Annotated in this window: 25 protein-coding genes and 1 pseudogene; 11 read left to right on the top strand and 15 right to left on the bottom strand. The window is 38.7% G+C overall.

Features of this window, described 5'->3' with window-relative positions; genetic code table 11:
- Positions 1–7: 7 nt before the first annotated feature.
- The 3 genes from PQO05_RS10510 to PQO05_RS10500 all read right to left on the bottom strand — a co-directional run bounded on the left by PQO05_RS10510 (position 8) and on the right by PQO05_RS10500 (position 2574).
- On the bottom strand, positions 8–589 hold the full coding sequence (locus tag PQO05_RS10510; RefSeq protein ID WP_273632838.1) for an RNA polymerase sigma-70 factor: 582 nt from the start codon (positions 587–589) through the stop codon (positions 8–10).
- A gap of 949 nt (positions 590–1538) precedes the next feature.
- Positions 1539–2108: a TlpA family protein disulfide reductase gene (locus tag PQO05_RS10505; protein ID WP_273632836.1), complete on the bottom strand. Its 570-nt coding sequence runs from the start codon at positions 2106–2108 to the stop codon at positions 1539–1541.
- Between the two features lie 46 nt (positions 2109–2154).
- A complete protein-coding gene (locus PQO05_RS10500; protein WP_273632834.1) occupies positions 2155–2574 on the bottom strand; it encodes a winged helix-turn-helix transcriptional regulator in 420 nt (139 codons plus the stop codon).
- A gap of 99 nt (positions 2575–2673) precedes the next feature.
- Between PQO05_RS10500 and PQO05_RS10495 the strand changes: the two genes are divergently transcribed.
- Entirely contained in the window at positions 2674–3270 is a 597-nt protein-coding gene (locus PQO05_RS10495) for an NADPH-dependent F420 reductase (RefSeq protein ID WP_273632831.1), read from the top strand.
- A gap of 304 nt (positions 3271–3574) precedes the next feature.
- Positions 3575–3697, top strand: coding sequence for a hypothetical protein (locus PQO05_RS10490; RefSeq protein WP_273632829.1), 123 nt, complete (start codon positions 3575–3577; stop codon positions 3695–3697).
- Positions 3698–4375: 678 nt separating this feature from the next.
- On the opposite strand, the gene PQO05_RS10485 is transcribed toward PQO05_RS10490, so the two are convergent.
- Entirely contained in the window at positions 4376–5107 is a 732-nt protein-coding gene (locus tag PQO05_RS10485; protein WP_273632827.1) for a 5'-methylthioadenosine/S-adenosylhomocysteine nucleosidase family protein, read from the bottom strand.
- A 79-nt stretch (positions 5108–5186) separates the two neighbouring features.
- Between PQO05_RS10485 and PQO05_RS10480 the strand changes: the two genes are divergently transcribed.
- From PQO05_RS10480 to PQO05_RS10460, 5 genes are all read left to right on the top strand, one after another.
- Positions 5187–5462, top strand: coding sequence for a tyrosine-type recombinase/integrase (locus tag PQO05_RS10480; protein WP_273632825.1), 276 nt, complete (start codon positions 5187–5189; stop codon positions 5460–5462).
- Positions 5463–6370: 908 nt separating this feature from the next.
- Positions 6371–6574 carry a hypothetical protein gene (locus tag PQO05_RS10475; RefSeq protein WP_273632823.1) on the top strand — a complete coding sequence of 68 codons (204 nt, stop codon included), beginning with the start codon at positions 6371–6373 and terminating at the stop codon, positions 6572–6574.
- Between the two features lie 53 nt (positions 6575–6627).
- Positions 6628–7980, top strand: coding sequence for a radical SAM/SPASM domain-containing protein (locus PQO05_RS10470; protein WP_273632821.1), 1353 nt, complete (start codon positions 6628–6630; stop codon positions 7978–7980).
- Positions 7981–8002: 22 nt separating this feature from the next.
- Positions 8003–9013, top strand: a complete 1011-nt coding sequence (locus PQO05_RS10465) for a hypothetical protein (RefSeq protein ID WP_273632819.1) — start codon at positions 8003–8005, stop codon at positions 9011–9013.
- 1 nt (position 9014) lies between these two features.
- Positions 9015–11204 (top strand): peptidase domain-containing ABC transporter, encoded by a 2190-nt coding sequence (locus tag PQO05_RS10460; RefSeq protein WP_273632818.1) that lies wholly within the window; start codon positions 9015–9017, stop codon positions 11202–11204.
- A gap of 33 nt (positions 11205–11237) precedes the next feature.
- On the opposite strand, the gene PQO05_RS10455 is transcribed toward PQO05_RS10460, so the two are convergent.
- Together PQO05_RS10455 and PQO05_RS10450 are read right to left on the bottom strand one after the other, a co-directional pair.
- On the bottom strand, positions 11238–11645 hold the full coding sequence (locus tag PQO05_RS10455) for a hypothetical protein (protein WP_273632816.1): 408 nt from the start codon (positions 11643–11645) through the stop codon (positions 11238–11240).
- Positions 11629–12192 carry an RNA polymerase sigma factor gene (locus PQO05_RS10450; RefSeq protein WP_273632814.1) on the bottom strand — a complete coding sequence of 188 codons (564 nt, stop codon included), beginning with the start codon at positions 12190–12192 and terminating at the stop codon, positions 11629–11631. The genes PQO05_RS10455 and PQO05_RS10450 overlap by 17 nt, the downstream gene beginning before the upstream one ends.
- 120 nt (positions 12193–12312) lie before the next feature.
- On the opposite strand from PQO05_RS10450, the gene PQO05_RS10445 reads away from it, so the two are divergent.
- Together PQO05_RS10445 and PQO05_RS10440 are read left to right on the top strand one after the other, a co-directional pair.
- Positions 12313–12660 (top strand): hypothetical protein, encoded by a 348-nt coding sequence (locus PQO05_RS10445; RefSeq protein WP_273632813.1) that lies wholly within the window; start codon positions 12313–12315, stop codon positions 12658–12660.
- Between the two features lie 112 nt (positions 12661–12772).
- Positions 12773–15226 (top strand): TonB-dependent receptor, encoded by a 2454-nt coding sequence (locus tag PQO05_RS10440; RefSeq protein ID WP_273632811.1) that lies wholly within the window; start codon positions 12773–12775, stop codon positions 15224–15226.
- Positions 15227–15734: 508 nt separating this feature from the next.
- Here PQO05_RS10440 and PQO05_RS10435 read toward each other — a convergent pair.
- From PQO05_RS10435 to PQO05_RS10395, 9 genes are all read right to left on the bottom strand, one after another.
- A complete protein-coding gene (locus PQO05_RS10435; RefSeq protein ID WP_273632809.1) occupies positions 15735–16448 on the bottom strand; it encodes a DUF4010 domain-containing protein in 714 nt (237 codons plus the stop codon).
- A gap of 38 nt (positions 16449–16486) precedes the next feature.
- Entirely contained in the window at positions 16487–16966 is a 480-nt protein-coding gene (locus PQO05_RS10430) for an MgtC/SapB family protein (protein WP_273632807.1), read from the bottom strand.
- A 74-nt stretch (positions 16967–17040) separates the two neighbouring features.
- Positions 17041–18117, bottom strand: a complete 1077-nt coding sequence (locus PQO05_RS10425; protein WP_273632805.1) for an efflux RND transporter periplasmic adaptor subunit — start codon at positions 18115–18117, stop codon at positions 17041–17043.
- A gap of 17 nt (positions 18118–18134) precedes the next feature.
- Complete coding sequence (locus PQO05_RS10420) at positions 18135–21371, bottom strand: efflux RND transporter permease subunit (RefSeq protein ID WP_273632802.1); 3237 nt, start codon at positions 21369–21371, stop codon at positions 18135–18137.
- 4 nt (positions 21372–21375) lie between these two features.
- Positions 21376–22779 (bottom strand): TolC family protein, encoded by a 1404-nt coding sequence (locus PQO05_RS10415; RefSeq protein WP_273632800.1) that lies wholly within the window; start codon positions 22777–22779, stop codon positions 21376–21378.
- Between the two features lie 137 nt (positions 22780–22916).
- Positions 22917–23297, bottom strand: coding sequence for a hypothetical protein (locus PQO05_RS10410; protein ID WP_273632798.1), 381 nt, complete (start codon positions 23295–23297; stop codon positions 22917–22919).
- Between the two features lie 137 nt (positions 23298–23434).
- Positions 23435–24001 (bottom strand): hypothetical protein, encoded by a 567-nt coding sequence (locus PQO05_RS10405; RefSeq protein WP_273632796.1) that lies wholly within the window; start codon positions 23999–24001, stop codon positions 23435–23437.
- A gap of 416 nt (positions 24002–24417) precedes the next feature.
- Positions 24418–25287, bottom strand: a complete 870-nt coding sequence (locus tag PQO05_RS10400; protein WP_273632795.1) for an RteC domain-containing protein — start codon at positions 25285–25287, stop codon at positions 24418–24420.
- 213 nt (positions 25288–25500) lie between these two features.
- Positions 25501–25656 carry a hypothetical protein gene (locus PQO05_RS10395; RefSeq protein ID WP_273632793.1) on the bottom strand — a complete coding sequence of 52 codons (156 nt, stop codon included), beginning with the start codon at positions 25654–25656 and terminating at the stop codon, positions 25501–25503.
- Between the two features lie 6 nt (positions 25657–25662).
- On the opposite strand from PQO05_RS10395, the gene PQO05_RS26765 reads away from it, so the two are divergent.
- Positions 25663–25956, top strand: coding sequence for an IS110 family transposase (locus PQO05_RS26765; RefSeq protein WP_420490454.1), 294 nt, complete (start codon positions 25663–25665; stop codon positions 25954–25956).
- Positions 25899–26018, top strand: a pseudogene (locus PQO05_RS26760) (transposase); the annotation flags it as partial. The gene PQO05_RS26765 and the pseudogene PQO05_RS26760, both read left to right, overlap by 58 nt.
- Positions 26019–26029 lie beyond the last annotated feature (11 nt).

The following is a 26029-nucleotide window of genomic DNA, read 5'->3' as shown; positions in this document are numbered from 1 at the left end:
TAGGTTTCTAAAATGAATTAAACAGGACCCATAAAATTATTGGTAAATAATCCGTTAACTGTACGCGAAGCTTTTTTAACGCTCTGCTCATCTGCGTTTCCACGGTTTTTACTGACAGACCGAGTTGCTTCGCAATTTCCAGGTATTTGAGGTTCTCAAAGCGGCTGAGCTGGAATATCGTTCTGCACTGTTCGGGCAAGGTATTAATAGCCTGTTTTACTTTCTTTTCCAACTCTTTGTATTGCAATTGCGCCGCTGCGTCTTCAAATTGATTATTCTCAGAATTTGTAGCGCGTGCCTGGTAAGCTTGTTTCACTTTTTGGTGTTTTAAGTAATTCATGCATTCATTATAAACAGACCTGTATAGATAAGCCCTTAACGAAGTATGGACTTTAACGCCACCACGCATTTCCAGCATCCTCCAGAACATTTGATGCACCATTTCTTCAGCAATGACGTCATCGCCAACAAAGGTAAAAGCATATCTATGCAATGCATTGAAATGGGCAAGGTACATACTTTCAAATTCCGGACTGCCTCTTTTTAGCATAACTGGCTCCTGCCTTTGATCATGTTGGTTTGTTTCCAAGTTTGTCTAATTGAAAAGTAACGTTTTATTAGTGCAGACAATTCACGTACACCCCACCCTTACAACCCGTAATTTTATTTATAATTTAATTTTGCTCACGGCTCGCGCCCCGCATCTATCAAAGCCTCGCATCTGAATTTCCACTGTGTTTTAGTGGGGTCTTTACGAATAAAAAAACGGCAAAATATAAGTTGAGAAATCTATTTAGTCAAAACGAACAAAATCCGCATAAGCGAACAGAAATGCCTATTTGGCATCTAGTATTTCCAGTACCTTGTGGGCTGGTCACCGATGGATTAATTATCTAATCCACAGTTCCTGAATTCAGCCTAGTTCTTTTCCAAATAGATGTAATTCTAAATGGATAAGTCGGGTAGCTATTTAGTCCATTAAAAAGATTAAAGATTAGCGTCAATATAAATTTCGTGAGGTTCAAAATGTCCAATCCCCCGTACGTCCTGATCGGTCAGCAGCAGCAAAAGCCCGCTAAGATTTACCTGGAGCTGGGCTTTGAGACACTTCCGCATTTTTCTTATGCCTTTAAAAAGCAGTTCGGGCTGGCACCGAGCGAACTGTGCAGTCAGCAAAGCGAGGGGATCCTGCTAAGTAGACCTGATTCCCTAGATCATTTGCTGCATTGATAAAACCCGCGTTCAGGCAAAGCAATATCGCCAGGCGCAGGTTTTGCGCAAAACTTCTTAGTTCTCCCGTCTGTCGCAGCATTTGATATTCAATCGCAATTGCTTTGTGCCCGACGCGCAGGATATGCCGGCCGGGTCCTTTAGCAGGAGCTCCCTCATCAACCAAAGTTGGGCTTCGCCGGACCGGAAACTTCCGCTTTATATATCTTATTCACTGTAATAACTTTCAAAAGCCCCTTTACATTTCTGGATAAAATAAGCGGGATCTGTAAAGAGGCTTTTGTGGCACACCTATGGGTAGTATTTAACTATAATGAAGCTTTGAGCCCATCGATCAGTTTAACACTATTGGCCATTTTTTCCTGATCGGTCAGCCGTGAATCAAACCCTACAAATTTATACCGGATTATTCCCTGGCGATCAATGATAAATTGGGTTGGTATGCCTAACATCCCCAGCGTATTATAATATTTATTTTGCTTGCCATCAGTACCGGGCTCATCAAAGATCACATGAAAATCGTAATTGTGTTTTTTCATGTCTGCTTTGGCCAGCTGGATATAGTTCGGCGCTTTTTCTCGGGTGTCGATAAAAAGAAATACCACATCGGCATCAGCTTTATAATGATCCGTAATTTGTTTCATGGCCGGGAAGTTCTCATGACAGGGCACGCACCAGGTGGCCCAAAAATCAAGGATCACCACTTTCCCTTTGAGTGCAGCCAGACTGACGGTTTTGCCCGAAAAATCTTTCAGGTTAAAATCCGGCGCAGCTTGGTTGAGGGCAACCGTATCGACAACAGCAGCTGGGGTTTTGGCAGACGCGTAAAATGGCAGAAAGCTAATGGCAAAGAATGATAAACTGGTAAGTAATTTCATATTTAATTTAATTGATAACGAATGTTTGAAACGCAAGGTTGCTTCCCTACGATTGATTCAGTTGTTGCTCAAAAGGTTTTTTGAGCTGTGAAATGGTTTTGGGTCGATCTGCCATTAACGGTTTCGTCAACGTTTTATCGGCGCCTTTCGGGCTGTAACGATCCGCCCAAAGCACCATCTCACATAACAGCGGAAACAAATCGATCCCTTTTTGTGTGGGACGATATAGAAACTTCGATTTGTTTTCAGGCGAGGTCCCTTTGATGATGAGGTCTTCTTTGACCAGTAAGTTTAACCGATCAACGAGGATATTGCTCGCAATCTTTTCAGATGAATTCAGAAACTCACTGAAAGATCGTTTTTGTCTGAAAAGGATATCCCGCATGATGAGCAAAGTCCATTTATCTCCGAACAGATCAAGTGTAAAGCTGATCGGACAGGTCGATTCTATTCTGGCGTTATTCATGAGTTGTTGATAAAAGTTATTGCAAAATAAAACAGCTTTTTAAAAAAGTTATTGCAATTTGCAACAACAAAAGTAAACATATTTATTAATCTTCAAACGATGAAAATTGGAATATTAGGCGCAGGCACCATTGGTAAAACATTAGCGGAAAAATTAGTCGCAGCGGGCCATGAAGTGGAGATATCAAATAGCAGCGGCCCTGAAAGTCTGCAAACTTTCACTGCAAAAATCGGCCCGAGGGCTAGAGCAGTGAATAATCAGGAAGCAGCTGGAAACGAGGTGATCATTCTGGCGGTAAGATGGGAAAACACGGACGAGGTGTTAAGTCAGCTCAAAGATCAATTACAGGGAAAAATCCTGATCGATGCGACTAATCCTTTCAGTCAGAATAAGTGGTTATTCGTCCTGCCCAAAGGGGTTGCTGCCAGTGAGATCATCGCTGCTAAAGCACCCGGCGCTAAAGTGGTCAAAGCATTCAATAACCTGATCGGCGATTGGCTGGCCAGCCCGCAGATCCTGACTGGCAAAAGGGTGATATTTATTTCAGGAGACGATGATGACGCCAAAGCCACGGTAAGCCGCCTCGTTGCCGATCTTAATTTTGCGCCCATTGACTTAGGCACCCTAAAAGACGGAGAGCTATCGCAGGGAGGAAGAGCGCTTGCCGGTCAAAACCTGGTACTGCTCGAAGGTTAAGTCTTGGATCAAAAGAATCACGTAGCTGTTATGATGAAGCAAGACATCACCCTTGTTGAGCAATATTTATCATCTGCTACACAGAATTTTCGACATAATATTGTTCCCAAAGACTTGTTTCTTAATGTAAAGACTGTTTTGATAACTCAAAACAGTCTTTACAAAACGGCCAGAAATATACCTGCCGCCGGGCGACGATGTTTATTGAACAGCGGCACGAAAAGCGGTTGAATATGAGTGACCTGACTGAATTGTATTTGCACCTGATTATTTGTTCCTTTTGCCGGGTCTATAAGTGCAGCGTATGATGATCCATTGCACCTTGGATAAGATCATCCGTAGCGAAGCCGCTAAAACGGTCGTCCTGAGCAGTGATGTTAAAATACAGTTGCATCAAATGATCGATCAGAAGAACAGTGGACAATAACTATTAGCGATTATGGACCCCAACACATTCGAAACTTTAATTCTTCAATTAGCAGGATAGTACCCTTTTTCTTTCCTCGTATTTTATGTCTAAAGTTTAGTAAGTCAGCGATCGCTCGGAAATTGACTTTGCCTTTTTCCAAGTAATGATTAGTCATCTTAAGCAGTTGCTGCCCCTTGACCTCGCGGGTATGAAGGATACAACGCCTAAAGTCGCTCTTAGCTACCAGTTCCCAGAAGATAAGCTGCTGCATTTCCCGATATCAGTCTCTGTGATAGGTTGTTTTGTAGTTTCGTTTTGGCCGTGACTTCACTTCAGCCAGCCCACATTTTATCAATGACAGGGTTTTGCTACCGCTTAGGATCGAAAAAAGATTAATTGTGATATTGGATGGTTTTGATAAAAAAGAAAAATCAATCGACCTCATTAGTGAAATGATTCGATGGCGCGATATACTAAAATCATGACCACACAAATTTACGCGAGAGTTCAAGAGAAAAAAATCAATCGTGATATGGCCATGCTGGAAAAGAAACTACAGTATATTTAATGAATGCTACTAATCAAATCAAAGATCATCAAGTTTAAATGTAAACTAGCATTCGACTCTTCTTACAAATAATTCCTTTCAAAATCAATAACGCTATATGCCTTGCAATGGCAATAAGTATCAGTGTATTATTCTAAATGACTTACAACGAATTGGTAAAATAAGTTTGCGCTAGTGAAAGCAGCAAACTCTTGGTACTCATCCTTCTTCGGATTGCTTTTATGAGAATCTCCGAAATCAGATATAGATTTTATAATAAAAGGAGTCAGCTTAGGGTGGGAACAATTATCAGCCGCATAAAATATAGCGTAAGATTCCATGTCAAACCCCAATAATTGTCCATGTTGCTCTTTAATTTCATTAAGCTTGTTCTCGTTCGCGATAACAGCTGAGCCAGATGCAAAAGGCCCTATCCTAGCCATCAGTTTGTTATTATAATCATGAGGCCACGATGATTGTATTTGGTCCAAATATAGGTTTTTTAAAATAATATTTGAAAATTGCGCTGCCAATTCTTTATTTAAGGCAATTTGATTGATGTAGGGTTTGAATGCTTCTATACGCTTTTCATCTACTTTTTTGATGATGTGCTTTCCGCTGCCATAATCCCATACTCTATCTGCAATAATCGGATCGCCGATTTTGCCTTTACCTTTTATGCCAGCACAAATACCAACCATGCAAATATACTTTGGCCTGTAACGTTGGATCATCTTCATAGAAAGCACAAACGCGGCCGGCATTCCCATAGCATTATCTGTTGAAGCAACAATTACACTTATATTTCTGCTATTTTTTAAAATATCCTGTGTAATAGAATGTTGGGTCGTTAGGAAATTTATGTTCTGTCCAATGCCCATCTAACTCTTTTACACTCTTTTATTACCAAAAGCCTTAGCCATTCTTAAAGCTTATAATTATCTCGATAATCAAGGTATATTGCTACCTGTAATTTCTAATCAAAAACTAAACGCTTCTCTGAAAGAACTCGGCACTGAAATTGGTACGTCCAAGCACTTAACCCATCATGCGGCAAGAAAAACCTTTGCCTCAACAGTACTTATAAATAACGATGTTCCTATTGAAGTTGCCTCTTTTTTACTCGGGCACACTAAAGTATCTACAATCGAAGAATTCTATGCGAAGGTGCAACTGGAGCGGGTTACTAAACATCTTGCTAAAATTGCTGATCCACCAATCCATCCCGCTAAATAAATGTTGCCATAATTAGCACAAACGAACAAAAGCACTTGAATTCTATTAAATTTTTAGTTATATTTCATTTATAATGTTCATTCAAACTCAGTCAAAAATAAACGAGATATTCGGTTACTTAATCGGTTACCCAACAACCATAAAGTAATGAAATCCGCGATATTTAAGCGCATAAGGGTATGGGGTTCGAGTCCCGTCCACGCTGAATATTTGAGAGCGAAACTTTTGTCGCTAAACATAACCGAAGATTCTGTCAAATTTTACCTATAATATCTAATTTTTAGAGGTACGGACAATAATAACTCAATTAGGAGCATTCAGTATTTAAGTCTTAGCTTTATAATATTCTTAGATAGCTTTAATTTTAATGAACTAAATAACGTACTCTACTCAAGGCTTAGCGTATTAAATTTCTAAGGATACGTAAAAAGAATTTTTCAATATACCCAACAACAATTATTCTAATTCTTACTCTACAGACCGCCTTAATCGCCATAATCTTTCTCGTGCTCCACCGATTAGACGTTTTAATTTAAATCTACATTAAAAATTAAAAATGATTTTGATTTTTAATCTATACTTATAACTTTGAGATATAATTTCTTAGTAGTTATTATAAAACACCTAACCTATGTCTATTCGCAATTGTCTATCTCAACTTATAGTACTATTCTGGCTATACACAATCCAAACTATTTTCTCGCAAGCAGGAACTTAAATTTAGAACTTAGTATTTAATAATATCAACACTAGTTTGCAAGTTGCCTTGTTTAATTGAATGCGATAGGATCTATTGCGCTTTTCTCCAAGAATATATTATTCGAATATATATAACGGTTGTTTTCTGCAGAAACGATCAACCTGAGTACATACAGGTAAAGCTATGTAAAACCTTAATCCAAAAACAAATGAAAAATTCTAGACTGAAAGCAATGCTTCAAGCTGGGCAGTATCCAGCCAAATTAAATGGTAATGACGAACTCGTTATCTTAAATGAAGAAAATCTAAGCCATTTACAAGGCGGCGAAGGCGTAGAACCAAAATGCGGCACTAATGATTGTGGAATAAAATCTGCAACATGTACCACCAACTCTTGCACTGTCAACATCTAATTCCACAAACCGCAAGGAGGCGAAAGCCTCCTTGCTTATAACCTAAACCAATAATGAAATTTAAACTGTCACAATATATTCATCTATGTACTGATGATGACATTTTACCCAGCAGCTCGTTGCTTTACAGTACGAGATCGGGGGCTTTACTGGAAATTTCGAATAAGGATATTGAGTGCATGAAAAGAGGAGAATTTGATGCCTTGTCAGAAAAAATGCGAAAGAAACTTATTCAATTTGAAGTACTAGTTCCACATGCTGAAAACGAATTACTTAGCGTTTTAAATTACAACAAGTCTCAAACCAAAGACGAACGATCACTCAGCTTCACGATTCAGCCGTCAGGAAATTGCCAATTAGGCTGTCATTATTGCGGACAAGTACATACAAAAAAGGTTATGAAAGACGAAGTAGCCGATCGCATGTATAACCGAATTAAAGAAAAAGTGATCAATCGTACTGGTGCTGTAGAATCTATAGACATCACATGGTATGGTGGCGAACCATTAACGGGCCTGAGCAGTATAGAACACAACTCAAAAAGGTTAATCTCTCTAGCTGAAGATTATAATTTGAAATATTCTGCAAGTATCGTAACCAATGGACTTATATTAAAGGAAGAACTATTCAAAAAGTTTGTTCTCGACTATAAGGTTATGAACTATCAAATTACGATTGATGGAACGGGCGAATTTCATGACAAACGTCGAATGTTAAAAAGCGGTAATCCCTCATTTGACATAATTTTCAAAAACGTCGTTACCATCGTTAATTCAGAGTTCTATCAGAGTTCTAAAGCCAAAATAGCAATACGGTGCAACGTCGACGCGGAGAATAAAGATAATGTATTTGAATTGATTGACTTGTTAAGAACTAATAACGTTCTAAATAAGGTAAATTTTTATATATCCCCTATACATGATTGGGGCGATAATAATGCATCAAAAATAAACGGCATAAGCAAGGAAGAGTTTGCACAGCTTGAAATCGATGTATTTATGGAGCTTCTAAAAGACGGACTAAATGCAAACGATTTAGTACCGCAGCGCAAAACTTATGCGTGCATGGTTGTTAGTGAAACCTCAGAAGTATTTGACGCTTTCGGAAACGTATCTACTTGTTGGGAAATCCCACTAACTCCATCTTTCGAAAACACCCCTTATATATCCGGCAATCTACTTGTTGATCCAGATATTGACACCACCAAAGTCTTAATGCGAGATTGGTATAACGAGATACCTACAAATGAAACTTGGTGTAAATCTTGTAAATTTCTACCTGTTTGCGCGGGTTCCTGCCCAAAAGAATGGTATAGCAATAACCCTGCTTGCCCATCATTTAAATTCAACATCGATGATCGTCTATTTCTAAGTAAACTTCAACAATATGAACAATCTGTCTTATAACTGTAGCAACAAATTAAGCGTAATGGCAGGTTTACAAGAAGGAATCGAAGCTGTTCTTGGTAAATTTATCCTTGCCGAAATTAAACAATCGCAAACCAATGGCTTTAATGCGAGACACATTTTTCACGATCTTGAAGAAAATTTCAAAGATAATTTAACGGAAGACGAGGTTTCGACGATGTTTTATGCTTTTTTAAAATATGAAGAAGCGCTGTCTAAATTCAAACAAAAACAACCCTCCTCCGGCAACTTCATATTAACACATCTGCAAGCTTTGGAAATTGAATATAACAAAAGTGTTAGATCAGGGATGAATTCACTATTTAAAGCTGTGGTAGCCTATCAAGCCTACGCGGAGTTAAATTACGAAGCAGCTCTTTACGAATTATCTGATGCTATACAACTGGCAATAGATCAAGGTGAAACCTTTCCTTTGTTTCTCGCATGCGTTCAGGAGCAATGGTTAAATAAACTGCGCGTATTATTTAAAGCTAAAAACTTATCAATATTGGAATCCGAAACCATAGGGCTTATTGTGTATTCACTTACCGGCAGATTTGAAATGGATCCCAGGGCAGAGGCTGGCTTTTTTAAAATAAATTCAGAAATGCAGACGCTAATGTTGGATCACGTCTTAAGAAATATCATCCTACGTCTGTCGGGACAAGACTTGCAATCTATTCAGGGCCCTTTTTATTTTAATGATTTTATCCAGGCTATTATCAAAGGTTCGTGGGAAAGGATTTCCAAAACACAAGTATTTAATTTTAATAATAACGTTATTAAGATGCTAAGCACTCTATATGTTGGTGACGCAGTTGGATTTTTAGCACAGCTTTACGATAATTTTGATGCCTTCTTAACTGCTAATATTATTTTAAGAAGCATTGTGTTGATGGAGCTATATCATTTACAAATATTGAATAATTTAGATTTATCCAATCATCGCAACTATCCAACTTATTTTGAATGCTTCAACCAACTATGTGATCCGGGACTTGAAAGATATGATAATAAAAAAAGTGTAGCATAAAATGAGATTCCCCAATTTTTCACAATTAAACTTTACCGATTGCGGACCTACTTGCTTAAAAATAATATTAAAATATTACGGTAAGAATTGTAGTCTTGAATATTTGAAAAATATCTGTCCCGTTACTCGATCGGGAATCAGTCTTGGCGACATTTTAAATGCCGCTAGAATATTAGGGTTCTCCGCAACACCCGTTAAAGTAACCACAGATAGTTTAAAAAAGAATTTGCACTTACCTTGCATCCTGCACTGGCGAAGTGACCATTTTGTGGTATTGTATAAAATTTCAAAGTCAGATTACTATTATATTTCAGATCCGGGTTTTGGAAGATTAAAACTTTCTACAGCGGAATTTGAATCTTTATGGAAAGATAAGAATAAGATGGGTGTTGCCTTAAATCTTATCCCAAGCGAATCGCTTCTTGAAACTAACTTTCCTTATAGCACGCCTGGAAACGAGCTGAAAAAAACCATTGAATTCGTTAAAATCAATTTCAAAGGTCACTACGGTAAACTATCATTATTGTCCGCGTTGTTGCTTTTTGGGGCATTTTTGCTCTATTTGCTACCATTAACTATGCAAAGGTTAATCGATCACGGAGTAAATCAGAAAAGCTTAAGTGTAGTTTATCAAGTCTTTTTTATCCAGATTGCCATCATCTTAGGACAAACTGCCGGCGAATGGTTTAAAGGTGTAATACGTGTCAAGTTCAGCATGCATGTTAGTGTAAACATCATAAAAAATTTATTAAATAAGTTAGTCAAATTACCTTTAACTTATTTCGACACGAAATTAAATACCGATATATTGCAAAGAATCGAGGACCAGCAAAAGATAGAGTCGTTTTTAACTCAGAAAATAACGCAAGCTATTTTTTCACTTGTATTAATTGTTATTTTTTCTGTACTCCTGGCAAGCTATAACATTCGTATTTTCTATTTATTTTTTGGGTTGAGTTGCTTTTCCTTTATATGGATTTCTCTATTTCTTAATAAGCGAAAAAACATAGACTACTATACATTTAAGTTGGCTGCCGATAATAGAAATTCGCTTACGGAGATCATACAAGGAATGAAGGAAATAAAGATAAATAATGCCCAATCACGTAAGATCAGTCTTTGGACAGATATTCAAAGAGAATATTTCAAATTAAAGATAAGGTCCTTAAATCTAAACTTATACCAAACTATTGGAGTGGGAACTATTACGCAAGTCAAAAACATTTTGATTACTTGCTCCTGTGCGATCTGGGTTATTAATGGTAAGTTCACATTAGGAGAATTGCTTAGTGTGAGTTACATCTCGGGGATGATGTCAGCGCCAATGGAATCATTGGTCGATTTTATACAGACAGGCCAGGAAGCCAAGTTGTCTTTTGATAGGATCGATGAAGTTCACCAAAAATCAGACGAAAATGCGTACTCGGATTCGGGGGCTCCAATATCACCTGCTAAAGGGATTTATTTTAATGATGTAAGTTTTAAATATGAAGGTAGTTTTAATCCCTATGTACTAAGTAATTTATCCCTGTCGATTCCAATTGGTAAAACTACAGCAATAGTAGGCAGTAGCGGTAGCGGAAAAACAACCTTATTAAAACTGCTTTTAAAATTCTATGACCCACAAATTGGAGATATCTACATTGACGATCTAAACATGAAAGATATCAACTCAGACAGTTGGAGGGAGTGTTGTGGAACAGTTATGCAAGATGGTTATATTTTTAGCGGTACAATAGCCGATAACATTGCCCTTGCAGAGGTGGAACCCGATTTAAACCATTTGGATTTTTCTTTAAAAACAGCTTGCCTCGACCAATTTGTTAGCCAGCTCCCATTAGGTTTAAATACCAAAATCGGAAGCGGGGGTAGCGACTTAAGTGGCGGGCAAAAACAACGAATTTTAATAGCTAGAGCGGTTTACAAAAACCCGCAGTTTCTGTTTTTCGATGAGGCGACCAGCTCATTAGATGCTAAAAACGAACGGGATATTATGGAAAATTTAAATACCTTTTTGGCTGGAAAAACAGTTGTTGTTGTCGCACATCGCTTAAGCACTGTAAAAAATGCGGACCAAATTATAGTACTTGATGCAGGTAAAATTGTTGAAGTCGGCAGTCATGAAACACTCGCCAAAAATCAGAAGTATTATTACAGTTTGATTAAAAATCAATTGGAGTTGGGAAGTTAAAATTAATTATCTCCGTTCGCGCTCTTTAATTATTCAAAGCCGTCTTAACCGCATAGATGCAAAATAGCGTTTAAACAACTTATCGATAAAAAAAACAACCAGACCGACTGCAAACAGAAGCAAAAAACGACGTAAGGTTAAAAAAGACGAATCTAGCACTTTAAACACAAGGGAGTTAAAACTTATACAAGCGCATATAAAAAATATAACACCAGTAAAAATTATACTTCCGCATAATATTGTTGTCTTTACACTTGATTTGAACTCTTGCTTTTCCTCTATCCGATCAAGTACCTCCTCTGTCAAATGATTGATGGCAATGTTGGCAGGCGCATTTAGTGTCCGGTAAAGTCTTATATACATATCGGTGTCCTCGTTTTCGGGAACTAAAAAATGACCGTCGAGCATTTTTTGGATTTCCTCATCAGTTAATTTTCCCATCTTTTAGTTTTGAATAGCGTTGTAGGTTATCTTTTAATTGCTTACGTGCTCTGAACAAATAACTCTTCACTGTACCTGCTGGTAACTGGGTTATTTTTTCAATTTCGTCGTAACTATGTTCGTTAATGTGAAATAATGTTAAAACGGTTCTATACATTGTTGGTAATCGACCAATTTGCTCCATCAAAAAATCTTTTTCATTTTTTTTGATAAGCAAATCTTCCGGCGTCATCTCCAAACCTCCGTTTTCATTAGCGCTGTTTTCTATTTCGCGTACGTAGACCTTATTCTTCTTGAGATAATTAATTGATGTGGTATAAGCGATTTGAGCAATCCATGTAGACAACTTACTTTGAAAGTTAAATCTTTTCAAATTCTTGAAAACTTTTATGAAGACATCTTGCGTCACATCTTTTATATCATTTTCATCGGTAATAATCCTTGATACGAAATGCACCACCAGTCTCTCGTTCGCACTAATGATTTGCTTAAAGGCATCGAGGTCACCATCAATAGCCGCTATTATAAGTTCTTTCTCAGATCGCATTTAGTCGTGAGACAATCCGTGTAGAATAAATGTTGCAGAAACCTTTATGTATTTAGTTAAAATAATTGCAACATTTATTATCCGGGTAATGTCTCACTGATAAATTTAAAGCAAAATATCATGGAAAAGAATTTAACGCTCGTTATATTATTTGTTTCGACTTTTGGTTCTATCAGTTACATCATTGGTGCGGTCTTGAATTACCGGTTAAAATCCAAGTTCCTCAACAGAGGACTTAGTGATGTAAGCCTAATTAAGGCGATTGATAACATAAGAATAGACTCTAGGCTCAATGCGCTAAAATGGGCGTTGATCCTGAGTTTTTTGGGAATCGGTTTAATCATTAATAAATCCTTCGCATTAGATCCTAATTCAATTACGCCATATATCATCCTATCTTTCTCAATCGCTTTAGGACTTTTATTATTTTATCTGATTAAGTCTAAACCAGCCAAGGAAAAACAGTAATACAAAGCTATAGTCTATTTAAAATGATCGACAAACATCTGTAGATCATTTGCATAATCGTGGAATGACGAATCTAAGTTTCGATTAATCACAATAAACCTAATCTTATCACATGATAAACACATACATTGCTACGGCAAAATATTTCCTATTGCGTAAAAACTTTTCATTAAAGATTGTTTTAACTCTATTTATACTATTCTTATCAGTTTCCTGCGCAGGTCAAAAAATAATTGGGTCAATCGTTGATTCCGAAAATCATCCGGTTGATTCTGCGTTAGTCGAGTTATTTAAATCCTCCAACGGCCTGTCCGTACAGTATCAAAAAACTAATGCGCAGGGATCGTTTACATTTTTGCAGCTGGAATACACGGATTATTTTTTAAAAATATCCCGTTCAAATTTTCGGGATACTACGATTAAGGTCCATCTAAATCCTATCAAGAATGAGAGCCAAATAATCAATATAGGTTCCCCAACCATCAAGGAACTCAAGGAGGTCATTATTAAATATCAAAAACCAACATTTGAAAAAAAAATCGATCGATTTATATTTAACATGCAAAACTCAAGCCTGGCGGTAGGAAACAATTCATGGGATGTCCTGAGACAGACTCCTATGCTTAATGCAGACAACGATGGCAGCTTGTCCATTGCCGGAGTTAAGGGTGTTACGGTATATGTCAATGACAGAAAAATAAACTTGAGCGGCGATGATCTTTACCAGTATCTGCGAACCATGCCGTCCGAAAATATTGACAGAATTGAGATTTTGACTGTACCATCAAGCAAATATGCAGCTGGAAATCCAGGCGGTATAATTAATATAGTCTTAAAAAAAAATCAGTCACAGGGCTTAAATGTTATCGCTACGTTATCCGACCAACAGGCAACTTTAAATTCACAGGTTGCCTCGTCTCAAATCACATTTAGAACACCCACATTCAACGCTTTGTTATCGCTAAACGCGGCATCAACCAATCTACATTTGCAAACGAATAATCAAATTGGCTATTTGCAATCAAGTGAAAAGGAAAGCCTGATAACAGACATTGACATTAAGCCACAAAATAATTTAAACACCTCTCTTCAACTTGATTTTGATCTTTCAAAAAAATCTAAGATTTCGCTTTTAACAGATTATAGGTATACCAATACAGATAGACTCAGCGTAGCAAACGATAACATTGCAGCGAGTAACAATAATGAAGTTACATTATTAAGTGAAAGTCCTTTTAACGAGGGTCGGCACCTACTAAATAATAATCTATTTTATCAATATCAGACAAAAAATTCTAAATTGATTGTCAGTTCTGATTTTCTCCATTACACAAGCAATAGCGTATCGGATTTTACCTCTTATACGACAGATATTCCTCCCGCACTAAACAGCGCTGTCTCAACGTCGAATTTGCAGACCATTAATAGCTTGGGCTCTCAAGTTGACTATAGCTATACTATTACTAAGAAAACGCAGTTGCAAACAGGCCTCCGGTTCTCAAGCACTCATAACAGTAATAAATTTGACTATGATCAATTTAGTAATGGTGTATTTATGAATAATCCTAGGTATTCTGACGATTTTCATTACAGGGAAAAAATATTTGCAATGTACGCAACACTTCAGACAGCGATTAATAAAAAACTGGACGCCATGGCAGGAATACGTTTTGAGCAAACAGATTTAAATAACAATAGCGATTTTACAGGTGCAGAGTTCAAAACAAATTACTCAAACGTATTCCCTTCTTTATACCTGGATTATAAGGTGAACGATAATAATGATTTAAGTTTTGCCGTCAAAAGCGATATTTCCAGACCAACCTATAGTCAACTTAACCCATTTACCTATCTGTTAGGCACAAAATATTTTGTTTCTGGCAATCCACTTTTAAGACCATCCAATGCCCTTACCGCTGAAATTACATATAGTTATACTGACTCTTATATATTTCAAGCAGGCTATACCTACTCTAATCATTTAATTGGCCAGATCCCCGTCGTTCATAGGCCTGACACGATTATTTTAGAGCGATTTAACTATGGTAACTCGGATAATTTCCATTTTACCAACGTTATTGATCATGTTATCATTAAAGGGGTTTGGAACTTAAACTTAACAAATACATTTAGCTATCAATATCAAAATGTGCAAACTGCAACATTTGTCGGCGCAACTAAAAACTTAATGTATAATGGAAATCTGAAACAAACATTTCCAAATGTCCTTAAATCTAAAATAGATGCCGACGTTAGCTTCAACATTAACACTACTCAGAAATATGCAAATACTAAAGTTAGTCCTTACAGTGATTTGAACCTTGGATTTGTTAGAAAATATCCCAAACAAGGCATTATTATATCTTTATATGCCGCTGATGTTTTAAATACCATTAAGAACAAAAGCTTTCAAATCGACTCCGATACTTACCAAACTACTTTACATACCTTCGGTGACAGCAGATCTATACGTATTTCAATTACTAAGCGATTTGGAAACAATAAAGTAAAAAACCTATCTAAAAGAACTACTGAAAATAGTGAAGAAATTAATAGAATTAAATAGTGCCATAATAAGTAATCGGACTTACCAGCCCGGTGACAAACAGCATATTATTTGCCCCGGCTATGAATATAGAAATGCTGGTTGGAAATCGAAACCTAACGGACTCTATGAGAAATTTGTTATAATAATCTACAAATCAATAAGTATTCACGAGTTAGCCGGCTGATTTGCATTTTAAAATCCATTTATTTAATTTCGGGATAACAAAGTTCTTTAAAACAACTCATAATTACTGAAATAATTCGGTGTCTTTCAAGATGCTTCTTGATTTATAAAGTTATAAGTATCTGATATTTAAATACATAAAGGGACGGTTCGAGTCCCGTCCATTTTTACATACATTTTTCTTTAAATAATGACTTGTTCAATAGATTGCTACAATGAACATGTAAGTATAAGAGTGTAATCTTAATTAAGCATTTAAAGAACACTTAATTATATAATACTTTAACTTAAAATCTCAACGTCAGATATTGATAAAATAAGTTTGATCAAAGGCAGTACCTAATTAATGCTTTAATAAGAAATCAGAAAACTCAAAGACCCTATCCAATATAACTACGGCAATGCCCGTCACCATCACTGTGATGAGTTCAATAGTCAGATTTTTTACAACTGCTTTGTCTTTAACAGTGCGCCAAACAATAGGCAAGTTAATAACCGTACTTGCCAATGAGGACAGCACGGCCACATCACCTGCTATAGAGGCTGTTACTTTACCGTGACTAGCCATTGTAGCTGCTGCGACGGTAGTACTGGCGCTACTCACCAATCCGCCGAAAATACCGGTTGCCAGCATCCCATAACCACCAAATACTTTAGTTAGCAAAGTGCCGCCAACCTGGATAATTACAAACAATAACCCAAACCAAAGCACTTTTGTGATAGCAATTGGCGAGTCAAGTTGTATGGCAATAGTGGGGTGGGCTTCTTGATTTGTCTTGAAGTTGTCATTCCAAATCCATAGCGTTGAAACGAGCGACATAGCCACTAAAGGCATTAAGGTAGCCGTTAATGATGCAGGTGAGAATAACACCACCAGTACAAGGTTCCGTGCAAACATAGCAATGGTGGTTAAAAGGCAAAGTGTGGTCATCTTACGGCTCAAACCTGCGGTTTCAACTCTGGTGCTCATTTCAGCAACGGTTGCGCTGCTGTTAACCAATCCGCCAAAGATTGCCCCCATGTAAAGGCTGTTAGTACTAAAAATACGTAACAGCACATAGTTAATAAAGCCGATACCTGATATGGCAATTACGCTTAACCAGGCATCAGCAGGATTAAAGAGTTCCCAGGGTCGACATAGCGGTTAGGCATCAAAGGGTATATAACGAAACCTATGAGTCCTAATAAAATAGCGCTTCTAATTTCTGAAGGTTGCAGCCCACCTGCAAAGCGATTAAGCTCTGTCTTCCAGGCCAACAACATCGTCATTATTATGGCACCGGCAACAGGTGTAAAAATGTGACCGAGGCCAACCAGCACGCCTAAAATATAATTGGCAATTAAGGCCGCCGCTGTAGTTACTTCTAAAGTACGATCAACCAAAATGCTGCGCAGGTTGGTGAATATGACCAGCAGAAAAACGCCGATCATACATGCCATGATGAAATCGTGCCCGATGGTGGTAGCCAGCATTCCCAGCAACGCCACGATAGAAAAAGTACGGATGCCAACTTCTTTATGCGACCATTTTCTTTCCATACCGATCAGCATACCAATACCAACAGCAACAGCCATTTTAAAGCAATTGGTCCGGGTGGGTAGTTAAGAAAGTCCTGATTCATAGCGTTTGTTTTTACATCAATATACGGTTATTTAACCGCTAAACCATCTTCGATTTCTTCTGTTGCTATGGCAATTACCTGCTCACCACTCTTTAAATCACCGATTATTTCAATCTTGTTAGCGTTTTCAATGCCTGTAGATACATCAACTTTAACTGTTTTGCCATTGCGGATAGCTATAACATATTTACGCTCAGTAGAGGTAACTACAGCCGACTTCGGTACAATCAGAGCATTAGAACTGGCTTTTGATTGCAGGATTACATCAGCATACATACCTGGTGATAATGAGCCATTTTTATTAGGTACATCAAGTTCTACCCGTTCAGAGCGGTATTGAATGTTTACATTGCCTGCCTTACGGCTTACATTGGCCGTCATTTTTCTACCCGGCAAAGCACTCAGATAAAAATTCACTGCATCCTTATCTTTTAGTGTTACAGATAAGCCCTCCGGAATATCAACCTGCAAACGGAGGTGGCTAACCTGTTTCAGTTCTAACAGCGGCTTGTCTTTAGCTTCGGCACTAACTAATGCACCCGGGTGTGTGTTACGCTCTGTGATAATACCGTCAAACGGCGCAGTAACGTGCAGGTAGTCCATTAAAGATTGCTGAATTTGCCAGTTGGCTTTTTCAGAATTTGCTAATGCACTATCGGCCTCCATTCTGGATTTGGCGGTTGCTAAATCCATCGGGGCAATGGCTCCCGCTGTTTTTGCTGCTACTTTTAAGCGGTAATAGTTTTCTTTGTTAAGTGTGTAATCTGCCTTGGCGCGGGCATATTTTTCTTTGGCTTGTAATACAGCTTGTTGTACTTCGGGTGCTTCGAGTGTCATCAATAACTGGCCTTTGCTTACGTGCGAACCAATATCAACCAGTACACTTTTAACATACCCATTTACTTTAGGAAAAATGCTTACTTCTTCATAAGCTGCCAGTTGTGCAGGCAGCTTTACTGTTTGTTCCATGCCGGCCTTTTGTACAGTTACCAATTGATAGTGTGGCGGGGCATCGGCTGTGGCTTTTGTTTCTGCAGGTTTATGTTCAGAGCAACCGTACAATGCAGTTGCTGTAATTGCTATAATGATATTTTTTAATTGCATGGTGTATGGTAAATTAATCAGGCTGCTAATTCGGGTTCTTTAACAGGTTCTTCGTCTTCGGCTAATAGGGATACATCTTTAAACGATGCATTTTGCTGTATCCAGCCATAAACCAAAGGCACTATGTATAATGCAGCTGCGGTAGAGGCCATCAATCCACCAATTACAGCACGACCTAATGGGGCTGATTGGTCCCCAGATTCGCCCAGGCCGCTGGCCATGGGGATCATACCTGCTATCATGGCGAGGCTGGTCATCAGAATGGGGCGTAAACGGATACTTGCCGCCACTGATGCAGCTTTAAATGGATCTTTATATTCCAGCCGGAGGTTCTCAGCATTGGTTACGATCAGGATGGCGTTAGCAACAGATACCCCTACCGACATGATGATACCCATATACGATTGCAGGTTGAGTGTTGAGCCGGTGATGAGCAACATCATCAATGAACCCAACAATACAGCAGGTGCAGTTGATAATATAGATAGCGCAATACCGAACGATTGATAATTAGCTGCAAGCAGTAACAAGATTACAACTATAGCCGCTAATAACCCAGTTTGAAGTGAATCTAATGTTTCTGTTAAGAGTGACGACATGCCTCTCACCTCAGCTACTAAACCTGTTGGCGGTGTACCCATATCCTCAATTGCTTTTTGTACCGCGGTAGTGGCTGTACCCAAATCTTTTTTATAGATGTTAGCATTAATGGTTACAAACCGGCGCGGGCCCGAGCGGTCATATTCGCCGGGTAATGAATCGATGGAAATTGCAGCAATATCAGACAGCACTGGCCTCATTTTACCCGGTACAATCGGTATGGCCTGCAATTGCTCCATGCTGTTCATCATGTATTCGGGTATTTGCACCTGGGTATTGTAGGTGTATTGTTTCTTATCGTCAAGCCAAAGATTTTTCAGCGTATAGCGGCTTGATGCTGTAGCGTCTGAAATACTCTTAGATACATTATCAATGCTCAAGCCCGATTGCGCCAAGCGCTGCCTGTCGAGTTTAATATTGATGGTCGGAAACTTTAAGGGCTGTGCAACCTGCACATCGCGGAGGTAAGGCACTTCCTTTAAGCGTTTAATGAGCTTGGTGGAGTACGACTCAATATTTTTGATGTTTTTGGCTGCCACCCTAACTTCAATAGGTGTAGCTGCACCTTGCGACATCAGTTTTTCAGTTAACTCAATCGGCTCGAATGACAGATTAACGCGCGGAAACTGTTTGTGAATTGCTGCACGAATCTCATCTTTCAGATCGTCCATATTGGCTTTAAAGCTTTCTTCCAGTTGGACCTGGATAACCGCTTCATGCGTACCGCTGTTAAATACATACAAATTACTATGTCCGTAATTAGATGAAACCGGGCCAACGAATGCAGAAGTAATAGCCACATTGCCATGCACTGCCGAATCAACGATATTAAGAATGGTTTTTACATTACGCTCGGTAATTTCCAGCCTTGTACCGTCAGGTTCTCGTACCCTAAGCTGCAGTTGTCCGGCGTTGGAATGCGGTAACATATCTTTACCAATAATTACAAACCCTAGGCCAGTAAGCAGCAATACTGCTACTAAGTAAAACACTACAATAGGTTTACGCCTCGGCATCCATTTGTTAAGCGTATTTAACAAGCCAACTTTAATGCGCTGAAAGAAATCATTCTCCTCGGGATGTTTAATATCCTGCTCGTTATGTTTGTCTATCTCAATGGTTTCCTGATGATCCAGATCTAAGCCTGCATGGGCATGTGGTTGATTGTGGTGGTATTGAAACATCTCGGCCTTTAATAACCAATTAGCAATAATTGGTACCAATGTTTGCGCTGCGATGTAAGAAACAATCATGGCGAAAGCGATAGACAGGGATAGCGGTAGGAACATGGCCTTTGGCACGCCACTCATTACAAATGATGGCGCAAATACCGCCAGGATACAAAGCAGTATGAGCAATAGCGGAAATGAGATTTCCATACAGGCATCCTGTATGGCTTGCTTTTTGCCTTTGCCCATTTCAAAATGCTGATGAATATTTTCAATGGTAACAGTTGCCTGATCGACCAAAATTCCGATAGCCAATGAAAGCCCGCTTAGGGTCATCATGTTAATGGTTTGCCCGGCAAGCTTTAGAAAGAATACCGCACTCAACACCGCTACAGGTATCGTAATTACCACAACCAGGCTGCTACGCCAGTCGCGCAGAAAGAGGAGCACCATTAAGCCGGTTAGTACCGCGCCAAGGATACCTTCGGTCATTAAACTCTTGGCCGAATTCATTACGAATACACTTTGGTCAAACTCGTAACTGATATGCACATCTGGCGGCATCAAGCTTTGCATTTCAGGCATTACCTTGCGCAGATTCTGTACCACATCCCAGGTTGATGCGCTGGCTGTTTTTACGATAGGAAAGTATACAGAGCGTTTGCCGTTTACCAATGCGTAATCAGCAACAATGTCCGAGGCATCTTCCACCTTTGCCACATCCTTTACATAAATGGTGTTAACACCATTACTGATAATAGGTATTTCAGCAAAATCTTTTACCTTTTCTTCCTGCGAATTAACAGAAGAGATAAACATGGTGCTATCAATCCGCACATTGCCCGATGGCGTCATGGAGTTATTACGGGCTAAAGCCTCTACCACCTGCTCTGGCGAGATGTTCATCTCCCGGAGTTTTTGCGGATCAACCTTTAATATAACAGACCTTGCGTTAGACCCAAACGGTGGCGGCGCAGATAAACCCGGTACTTTACCAAACAACGGGCGAATCAAGGTGCTGGCCATATCAAAAACATCATTCAATGAACGTGTTTTAGTGCTGAACACAAGTTCGCCGATAGGTAAGGATGAGGCATCAAACCTCACCACCTCGGGAGGCAATGCCCCTGGCGGGAAAAAGGATAAACAACGGTTAACCTGAATGGCTACCTCGGCAGATGCTTCGGCCATATCTGTGCCTTCGTAAAAGGCCAGCTTAATAAGGGTTAAGCCCTGAATGTTTTTACTTTCAACACTTTTAACACCGTCTACATACAGAAACTGATCCTGCATTTTGGTCGAAAAAAAACCTTCCATTTGCTTGGCACTCATGCCACCGTACTGCTGTATCACATACATAGTGGGTGAGTTGAGACTCGGGAATATATCGATGGGTACTGTTCGTAGTGACAGTATCGAGAACAACAACAGACCAACGAACAACACCAATATAGTGATGGGTCTTTTTAAAGCTGCTTTTACCATTAATTTATCGTTTAATAGTTTGAATAAATAAATCGAGATTGCCTGTAGACGCAGCCCTGTCAAGGTTAGCCACATACCAATCGTTCAGAGTCTCTACGTAGTTTAACTGAGCTGAGTAGAGCACGAAAGAAGCGGTGGTTAAGTCAATGAGGTTAATAACACCGGCTTTATATTGCGCCTCCTTTTGGTTGTATACATCTGTAGCAGCCTGTAGCTGGATGGGTAATTCGTTGAGGTTTTGCTCGGCTGTTTGTATGGCTTGCAGAGCCTGGTTGTTGGCGTTGCGTAAGGCTAACTTTTGTTGTTCAAAATCAAACCCGGCGGCTTGAGACTGGTAGTGGTTAACAGCTACCTTATCTTTACGATGCACAATGTTTACCAGATCATACGTAATGCCAATGCCCGCTGCGTAATTGAACCGCTGGTAACCTAATCCACTGCCCAGTGAACGGTAATCGTCATTGTATTGAATGCTCGACCCACGGCCCCAACCGCCACCTGATAATATGATTTTGGGCAAATAACTTTTCTTTACCAAAGTTTCTGCACTTTGATATAATGCTTTTTGTCTGGTAAAATAATCAAGCAGTGGGTTTGCGGTACTATCAGCCAATTTGCTAAAGAGGTGTGATGCCACCACGTCATCGTCTTTACGTAAGGTATCTATGTTGATTTGTGTAGCATTGATACCCGTTAAAAAGCTCAACTGCTGCTGCATTTGCTTAATAGCACCAGCGCGTTGATTATAACTTACCTTAATTTTCGACAACTCTGCTTTGGCCAAAGATGAGTCCACACCTGGTTTAATACCGCTGCCGGTTAATGCCCCTATAATGGTATTTACTGATTGATACCGCTGAATATTCTGCTGGTCTATCTGTAACTGGTATAGGTTTTTGAGGATATTAAAATAGAGTTTACCGATCTGTAGCTTCACGATATAAACTTCCTTGTCAAAGTCGGCTTGTTGCAGGTTTGCGTAGGCTACGGCGTTTTCAACCTTGGCACCACGCAGGCCAAAGTTTACCAGGTCGTATTCAGCATAAGCAGATACGATATTCCCGGTTTGTGCATGGTAATTGTTATCGGCCCGGATAGAACCCGAGGTGGTGCGGAGAATACCTGCCATGGGTATGTAACTGCCTTCCACGTCGTTTGATGAGGCTATTGATAGCTCATCACCCACATTCAACTTGGGTAAGAAGGAGTTACGGGTATCTGTCACGTTGGCTTTAGCGCTATTGACCAAAGCTTGCTTTTGCAGGAGAACGGGCAAATGTTTTTGGGCCGAGTCTACCAGTTCTGATAGCGAAAAGGTGCTTTTAGTTTGTGCCGACAAAGTATGATGGCACAGCAATAGCAGCCCAAGTATAAATATAAGAGTGTAATTACTACGATGAAATTTCATTGAATCTGTTAGATAAACAGGCTGAATAAATAATTAAGAAGGATTAATGAGATACATTATCCGCCGCTGATTTCCTAAAATAAAAATCATTCAACAGCAAAGCATGGAAAACCATACAATACAATAAGCCTGTAAAATCAGATCTGGAGTTTGGATATACGCTGGTAATAACAATTACACGGACACACCTGGAAAACGGTGCTGTAATTATTACTCGTATTTGAACCGACAAGTAATGCGTAAAGCCAGCCGGCATAGCGGCGCAATTGCAGTAATATAAATACAAGGGGTAAAATAACTTTTACCTCGGTAGCATTTATTAAATCTGCCGCTTCGTCAGCATCTTCGGCATGAAATTCTTTTTTCTTAACCAATCGTTGAAGCAGGTTATAAACCCGCGTTGGGTCCCCGGCAAAACCGCCTGTTTGAGAAATATGATAAGCAAAAAACGGACGCATTAGGATCATCAAAACCGCGAAGGTATAGATGAGCATATTATGCGAAAGTCTTTGATTCATGATTATTACGCCTTTGTTAACATTAAATTAACAATTATGTAACAATGATAATCAAGCGATTCCATTTTAGCAATAAATAAAGAATTGAGACGAAAATATTACAATAATTGTTCTCGCTAGTTCAGGCTATGGTGTATTTAATTATCCTTTAAACTTTTAAGTCCTGCCTTTATAACTTTCAGCGTTGTAAAGTGCAGTTGATCATTGCCCTTGTCTAATCGGTTAATTAACCATTTCTTTTTTTTAAGATATTTTTGTGCTTTTTTTCTGTTGTTGATTAACATCCAATCTATGTTATAGATTAGATCGCAATACTTGACCGTCTGTGCGCCAGGACTGATTAGAAGCAGCCGTTTGTTTTCTTTGGCCTTACGTTCACGTTTTTTTAGTCGAGGATATGCTAAGGGCGTAAACACGTCAGTAAGCTCTTTTACCACAGATGTGATATAAATTGCATCGTTTGACTGATAACCGAAATTCACTAAAGTAGTCATCAGTTCTCCTGGCGTAATTGTGGTATCTTCCAGCAAATCATGGCAGAGACCTATCTCAGAACCGAACAAAGTGCATCGTGCAGCCATCTTAGATACTGCGGTAAGATGGGTATAATAGGGCTTTCCGGTTATTCTTATCTTCTTCCCCCGGTATTTATATTTTACCCATTTCTTCAATAATACTTTTGGACTTGCTTTCCGCTTGAGCATAACCATCTGCAATTTTATCTAATTATAAATAATTTTTACGAACTCTCAATCAAAGGTTGGCATCTCAGTTTGGAAAATTGTATTGGTACGTTTATAAACAGTAACAATTCGCATAAAATTACATAACTAAAATACCTTTCAAATTGATTCATTTCATTATTAGCAATCAATCAGTTATTATCATAACTTGGGCACGTTTAAAGTTGCATCTCATTCCATAAATTCTTAAATTTACTCAACAGAAGTTCTTTAAAACAACTCATAATTACTGAAATAATTCGGTGTCTTTCAAGATGCTTCTTGATTTATAAAGTTATAAGTATCTGATATTTAAATACATAAAGGAACAGTTCGAGTCCCGTCCATTCAATTTTCGATTTACCGTCGTACGATTCGTTATGTGCAAAAGCCTAATCTCATCCAAATTTGATTCTTTGCTGCGGCGAGCTATCTTCATCCAGTTTTTCCTCGATTCTCCTTAACAAGGCCAATTTAAGTTTATCCAGAAATACGGCGTACTCCTTTTTCCTGCGGGTGATGTCTGTGTATTTGTGGTAATAAGAACCAAGATCAACCTGAAAAACAGTTTGAAAAAAGTTGACAACCGATTTGATATCTGCGTTGCCGTTATTGAATACACCGACCGCTACTAAGGCATAAATTAATTCAACCAAGTCAGTTTTATTGAAAGTCCAAGTTAGCGGTAACTCCAATCCCAATTCGAGCGGTTTTCCATCCTGCACTATGTTTTTTTGCAGTTCCAAATTCAAAAAATCCTGATATTTTTCATTCGCTATGATTTTAGAGAGTTTATAATCGTGGCTCGTTGAATACATTTCGTCTTCTTCAAAATCTTCTAGTTCCACATGGACATCAAATCCCCCCCTGGTAAAGTAGACTTCATCCATCTGTGTGGAGCCAGATCGGTAATACTGGTAAAAAGAATGGTTGTGATCGAAGAAGCGCTTTAAGTCGGCTAGCTCATAGGTTATATATTCTTTAACTATCTCTTCCCCTCCCGTCGGTTTCTGCATCATGAAATTATACACGTTGATGAAGTAAATGTACTTGCTATAAAACTGGGGTTTTATGACTTTAAAAAAGTGGATCTCGTCATCGATATTTTCGAACGAATAGGTAGAAATGTATTTCTTTAATTTTGCCATTGCTTTTTTGCAACGTAAAATCGACGATTTGTAATGTTCGGTTAAAGAATCACCATTGAGAGAAATTTCATTCAGTTCGTTTTCCAATGCGTTGTAGATACGCTCAGCAAATATTTTCATAGGGTATTCCGATAAGTAGGCTTTCATTTATTACGCCAATCAGGAATAATATGTTACAACACATTTAACATTAAGGAAATATTTATTTAATTTTTAACTTAAGTATTATGATTTAGAAAAACACCCGAGCTCATAAAAAAAATGTATTTCATAGATAATCAACGGAGGATATTTATGAAACAGCAAATAATTGATGTAAACATTATGCCTCAACTAGATAGGGCCTGTACCCTTAATATGCACAAGGACAAAATCTTCGGTTTTACCTCGTGGAGAGATGGCAGCAATCAAGAGTTTCGGTAATTTGGCTTCTACACCTGCGAAGTCAAACAGATCAGGGATTGGCAACAGGAATGTAATATTCAGCATTGCCTGATGGAAAGCACTGGTATTTATTGGATGATCTTATATGCTATACTCACTGAGCTCAATATCGAAGTCATGGTGGCAAATCCCGTTCACATTAAGCAGATGCCGAAGCGTAAAACGGATCGTAAGGATGCTAAATGGCTTTGTATGTTATTACTACACGTATTACTACGTCCACGTTTTACGCCTGACAATTCACATTTGATAATCAGAGATTATTGCAGGAATCGTTTATTTTACACATGGCATGTCTTCACAGCATTGGCGGTATTGGAGTCAAATCAGCAGAAATCATTATAAGTGAGGCTGGAAAAGATATGAGCCGTTTTCCTACAGCGGATCATTTTACGTCCTGGTGCGGTATTGCATCAGG

Source organism: Mucilaginibacter jinjuensis (genome assembly GCF_028596025.1).
GTDB lineage: Bacteria > Bacteroidota > Bacteroidia > Sphingobacteriales > Sphingobacteriaceae > Mucilaginibacter > Mucilaginibacter jinjuensis.
The sequence above is the reverse complement of the archived record's forward strand: the minus strand, read 5'-3'. Positions and strand labels throughout refer to the sequence as shown.

Bases quoted from the DNA above. Each gene is read 5' to 3' on its own strand.
- PQO05_RS10505 (WP_273632836.1), bottom strand. From the start codon at position 2,108: ATGAAATTACTTACCAGTTTATCATTCTTTGCCATTAGCTTTCTGCCA.
- PQO05_RS10500 (WP_273632834.1), bottom strand. From the start codon at position 2,574: ATGAATAACGCCAGAATAGAATCGACCTGTCCGATCAGCTTTACACTT.
- PQO05_RS10495 (WP_273632831.1), top strand. From the start codon at position 2,674: ATGAAAATTGGAATATTAGGCGCAGGCACCATTGGTAAAACATTAGCG.
- PQO05_RS10490 (WP_273632829.1), top strand. From the start codon at position 3,575: ATGATGATCCATTGCACCTTGGATAAGATCATCCGTAGCGAAGCCGCT.
- PQO05_RS10485 (WP_273632827.1), bottom strand. From the start codon at position 5,107: ATGGGCATTGGACAGAACATAAATTTCCTAACGACCCAACATTCTATT.
- PQO05_RS10475 (WP_273632823.1), top strand. From the start codon at position 6,371: ATGAAAAATTCTAGACTGAAAGCAATGCTTCAAGCTGGGCAGTATCCA.
- PQO05_RS10470 (WP_273632821.1), top strand. From the start codon at position 6,628: ATGAAATTTAAACTGTCACAATATATTCATCTATGTACTGATGATGAC.
- PQO05_RS10465 (WP_273632819.1), top strand. From the start codon at position 8,003: ATGGCAGGTTTACAAGAAGGAATCGAAGCTGTTCTTGGTAAATTTATC.
- PQO05_RS10460 (WP_273632818.1), top strand. From the start codon at position 9,015: ATGAGATTCCCCAATTTTTCACAATTAAACTTTACCGATTGCGGACCT.
- PQO05_RS10455 (WP_273632816.1), bottom strand. From the start codon at position 11,645: ATGGGAAAATTAACTGATGAGGAAATCCAAAAAATGCTCGACGGTCAT.
- PQO05_RS10450 (WP_273632814.1), bottom strand. From the start codon at position 12,192: ATGCGATCTGAGAAAGAACTTATAATAGCGGCTATTGATGGTGACCTC.
- PQO05_RS10445 (WP_273632813.1), top strand. From the start codon at position 12,313: ATGGAAAAGAATTTAACGCTCGTTATATTATTTGTTTCGACTTTTGGT.
- PQO05_RS10440 (WP_273632811.1), top strand. From the start codon at position 12,773: ATGATAAACACATACATTGCTACGGCAAAATATTTCCTATTGCGTAAA.
- PQO05_RS10430 (WP_273632807.1), bottom strand. From the start codon at position 16,966: ATGGCTGTTGCTGTTGGTATTGGTATGCTGATCGGTATGGAAAGAAAA.
- PQO05_RS10425 (WP_273632805.1), bottom strand. From the start codon at position 18,117: ATGCAATTAAAAAATATCATTATAGCAATTACAGCAACTGCATTGTAC.
- PQO05_RS10420 (WP_273632802.1), bottom strand. From the start codon at position 21,371: ATGGTAAAAGCAGCTTTAAAAAGACCCATCACTATATTGGTGTTGTTC.
- PQO05_RS10415 (WP_273632800.1), bottom strand. From the start codon at position 22,779: ATGAAATTTCATCGTAGTAATTACACTCTTATATTTATACTTGGGCTG.
- PQO05_RS10410 (WP_273632798.1), bottom strand. From the start codon at position 23,297: ATGAATCAAAGACTTTCGCATAATATGCTCATCTATACCTTCGCGGTT.
- PQO05_RS10405 (WP_273632796.1), bottom strand. From the start codon at position 24,001: ATGCTCAAGCGGAAAGCAAGTCCAAAAGTATTATTGAAGAAATGGGTA.
- PQO05_RS10400 (WP_273632795.1), bottom strand. From the start codon at position 25,287: ATGAAAATATTTGCTGAGCGTATCTACAACGCATTGGAAAACGAACTG.
- PQO05_RS10395 (WP_273632793.1), bottom strand. From the start codon at position 25,656: ATGCTGAATATTACATTCCTGTTGCCAATCCCTGATCTGTTTGACTTC.
- PQO05_RS26765 (WP_420490454.1), top strand. From the start codon at position 25,663: ATGGAAAGCACTGGTATTTATTGGATGATCTTATATGCTATACTCACT.